At 61.0% G+C, this 4,008-nt stretch carries 4 protein-coding genes; all 4 read left to right on the top strand.

Annotated features, from left to right (window positions below; translation table 11 throughout):
• Positions 1-536: thioredoxin family protein (locus ACYVDE_RS16550; RefSeq protein WP_460502658.1), on the top strand; the 536-nt coding region annotated here is incomplete at its 5' end.
• Positions 537-947: 411 nt separating this feature from the next.
• Entirely contained in the window at positions 948-1,412 is a 465-nt protein-coding gene (locus tag ACYVDE_RS16545) for an AsnC family transcriptional regulator (protein ID WP_241934875.1), read from the top strand.
• A gap of 86 nt (positions 1,413-1,498) precedes the next feature.
• Positions 1,499-2,518, top strand: coding sequence for a glycosyltransferase family 9 protein (locus tag ACYVDE_RS16540; RefSeq protein WP_460502657.1), 1,020 nt, complete (start codon positions 1,499-1,501; stop codon positions 2,516-2,518).
• A gap of 82 nt (positions 2,519-2,600) precedes the next feature.
• The gene (locus ACYVDE_RS16535; RefSeq protein ID WP_460502656.1) at positions 2,601-3,839 is read left to right on the top strand and encodes a M16 family metallopeptidase; all 1,239 of its coding nucleotides are present in this window, start codon (positions 2,601-2,603) and stop codon (positions 3,837-3,839) included.
• Positions 3,840-4,008: the final 169 nt, after the last annotated feature.

Genomic DNA, 4,008 nt, shown 5'->3' with positions numbered 1-4,008 from the left:
GCGCGCCTGCCGCATCCGGCGCCGCCACGGCTACCCGCGAGGCGCCGCGCTTCGGCGATTTCCTGGAACTGCCCCACAACCTGAATGGCTATTTCGACCTGGAGCAGGCCAAGCGCGTGGCCCGTCAGGAGGGCAAGCCCATCTTCATCGACTTCACCGGCCATGCCTGCGTGAACTGCCGCAAGATGGAAGCCACCGTGTGGAGCGACCCGCAGGTGCTGCAGCAATTGCGCAACGACTACGTGGTAGTGGCGCTTTATGTAGACGATAAAACAGAATTGCCACAGAAAGAGTGGTACACCTCGAAACACGATAACCAGCTGAAAACCACCCTTGGTAAGCAGAATGCTGACCTGCAGGTAACCCGCTACGGCGTAAATGCGCAGCCTTTTTACATCCTGCTCGACCCCAACGATGCAACCAATACGCCGCTGGTAACGCCTATTGCCTACGAGCCTGACGTTGCGCAATTCAGCGCTTTCCTGCGGGCTGGTTCCGAGCAGTTTCGCAAAGGGGCGCCAGTGGCGGCCCGTTAGGTAGCCCGGCCAGGGTTTGATAAGTGATGAGGATAGCGCAAACTTCTTTTTGGCAAACACACGAAGGGGCGGCCCCCACCCAGAGGCCGCCCCTTACCAGTGTGGAGGTGCGCACCCACCCAGATGCGCAGCCCCGTTTTCCCCTCTTCTCCTCTGGCACCAACCACAGCCGTAGCGAGAGCGAACGCTCTCAAAGAATGGACAGTTTCGCAACAACGCCGTGGGCGTTAGCATCGAAAAACCGGCAGATTCGGCTACGTAGCTGCTGTGGAAGAGCGGCTAAGGATTGCAACAAATGTAATGGGCTGTGATAGTAGATGCAAATAATAATGGCTACATAAATGAATAATTGCAATAAATTTAATTTTTAGTCGTTAACTTACAAATATTAACAAACCTTTCCTGCAAAAGATGGCTCGTAATTACGAACTTGATGACACCGACCGGCACATCCTGAACCTGCTCATTCAGGACGCGAAGATGCCCTACACCGAAATCGCCCGTAAGGTGAACGTGTCGGGCGGCACTGTGCACGTACGCATGGCCCGCCTCGAAGAAATTGGCATCGTGCAGGGCGCCACCCTGCGCATCGATTACCAGAAGCTGGGCTACGGCGTGAGTGCCTTTCTGGGCATCTACCTGCAAAAAAGCTCGGAGTACACCGGCGTGGTGAACCAGCTGCGCGAGATTCCGGAGGTTGTCAACATCAACTTCACCACCGGGGCCTACGGCGTATTTGCCCGCCTGCAGTGCCGCGATACCCAGCACCTGCGCGACGTGCTGCACGACCGCATTCAGCCCATCGAGGGCATTTTGCGCACCGAAACGCTGATTTCGTTGGAGGAAGTGCTCAACCGCTCGGCCGAGTTGACCTAGCCGACATCACCAGCTAGCTACTGCCAGACCGTCTGCCGCCGGCGGGCCCCGAACCGGGCCGGCCGGCGGCAGCGTATTTTTGTGCCGTGCCCACTGCCTCTGCTCCGCCCGCCACGCTGCTCATCCAGACCGCCTTCATCGGCGACGTGATTCTGATGACGGCCCTGCTCGAATACCTGCACCAGACCGCGCCCGCCACGCCCGTCGACGTGCTGGTGCGGCGCGGCAACGAGGGCCTGCTGGCCGGCCACCCGCACGTGCGCCGCGTGCTGGTCTGGGACAAGAAGCACCGCAAGTATGCCGCGCTGTGGGATTTGCTGGGCCAAATTCGGGCCGCGAAGTACGGCCGCGTCGTCACGCTGCAGCGCTTTGCCAGTACGGGTTTCCTCACGGCGTTTTCGGGCGCGCCCGAGCGCATCGGCTTCGTCAAAAACCCGCTGAGCCGGTTTTTCACGCGCCGCGTGCCGCACGTCATCGGCGATGGCACGCACGAGGTGGAGCGCAACTTGGCGCTGTTAACGGATGCCGTGCCCACTCCACGAGTGTCGCCGCGCCTCTACCCCACGGCGGCCGACGAAGCGGCCGTAGCGCCCTATGTGGCGGCCGGGCCGTACATCTGCCTGGCACCCACGTCGGTGTGGTTCACTAAGCAGTACCCCGAGGAAAAGTGGCTGGAGCTGCTGGCGGCCCTGCCCGCCGGCGTGCGCGTGTACCTGCTGGGCGGCCCGCCCGACGTAGCGGCCTGCGAGCGGCTGGCGGCGGCCAGCGGGCGCGAAAACGTGGTGAGCGTTGCCGGGAAAATTGGCTTGCTGGCCTCGGCGGCGCTGATGCGTGGGGCGGTGATGAACTACGTGAACGACTCGGCGCCCATGCACCTGTGCTCGGCGGTGGGCGCGCCCGTTACGGCAATTTTTTGCAGCACGGTGCCGGCGTTTGGGTTCGGGCCGCTGGCACCAGTTTCATTCGTGGTCGAGACGAAGGAGAAGCTAGATTGCCGGCCCTGCGGGCTGCATGGGCATGCGGCCTGCCCGCTGGGGCACTTTCGCTGCGCGTATAGCATTGAAGTAGGGCAACTCTTGGCCACGCTGCCGGTTATGGCTTCTTAAAATTGTCTGTCATCCTGCGCATTTCGCGCATCAAGCGAAGGCGAAGGATGACAGACGGCACGGCCGTACCTTTGTATTACTTATGCTTGATTATCACATTTACGAATATCCGAATGGTATCCGCCTGTTGCACAAACAGGTACTGCACACCAAAATAGCGCACTGCGGGTTTTTACTCGATATTGGCTCGCGCGATGAGGCCCCGCACCAGCAGGGCCTGGCCCACTTTTGGGAGCACATGGCATTTAAAGGCACCGAGAAGCGCAAGAGCTTCCACATTCTCAACCGCCTCGAAACCGTGGGCGGCGAGTTGAACGCCTACACCACCAAGGAAAAAATCTGCTTCTACGCCTCGCTGCTGAGCACGCACTTCGAGCGCGCATTCGAACTGCTAACCGACCTCACGTTCAACTCTGTATTTCCGGGCCGCGAGCTGGAGAAGGAGCGGGGCGTGATTCTGGAGGAAATGAGCATGTATCAGGATGCGCCGGAAGATGCCATCGTGGATGATTTTGATACCGTGGTATTTGGCGACCACCCGCTGGGCGTGAACATTCTGGGCACCCGCGAAAGCGTGAGCCGCTTCCAGACGGCCGACTTCCACGCGTTTTTGCAGGAGCAGCTGCGCACCGACCGGCTGGTATTCAGCTCGGTGAGCAACCTGTCGTTCACAGAAGTGAAGCGCTTGGCCGACAAGTTTCTGGCGCCGCTGCCGGCCCGGCGCGGCCCGCGGGTGCGCCGCCCGGTGGGGGCCTACACACGCAAAACGCAGACCGAAACCCGACCCATTCAGCAGGCCCATTGCCTGATTGGCGGCCCGGCCTACTCGCTGAACGACCCGCGCCGCATCCCGTTCTTCATGCTGAACAATATTCTGGGCGGCCCGGGAATGAACTCGCGCCTGAACCTGGCCGTGCGCGAGAAGTACGGCCTCGTGTACACTATCGACAGCACGTATTCGCCCTACACCGATACCGGTCTGTTCGGCATCTACTTCGGCACCGAGGGCAAGCAGGTGAAGCGCACGCTGGGCCTGGTGCAGAAGGAGCTGAAGCTGCTGCGCGAAAAACCCCTCACTACCAACCAGTTGCACGTGGCCAAGCATCAGCTGATGGGCCAGCTCGCCATGAGCGAGGAAAGCAACGGCGGCATGATGCAGCTGCTCGGCAAAAGCACCCTCGACCTGGGCCGCGTGGAGCCGTTGAGCGAGATTTTCGGCAAAATCGAGAAAATCACTGCCGCCGAGCTGCAGGAGATGGCCAACGATGTGCTGACCGAAGACCACCTGAGCGTGCTGCAGTACGTGCCGGAAGGGAAGTAGCGCGATGCGGATAACAGGCGGCGCGCTGGTTTGGCTGTTCACGCTTGGGGCTCTGGCCTCGGCCGCGACGGCGCAGCCGGTGCAACGGCAGCGCGTGCAGCCCACCGACCCCGCCGACCTGTACCGCAACGGCAAACACGCCCGTGAGCTCGCTTACTACTCGTTGGCC

Source organism: Hymenobacter agri (genome assembly GCF_054778495.1).
Note: the sequence above shows the minus strand (reverse complement) of the source record. Positions and strands in the feature narration are given on the sequence as shown.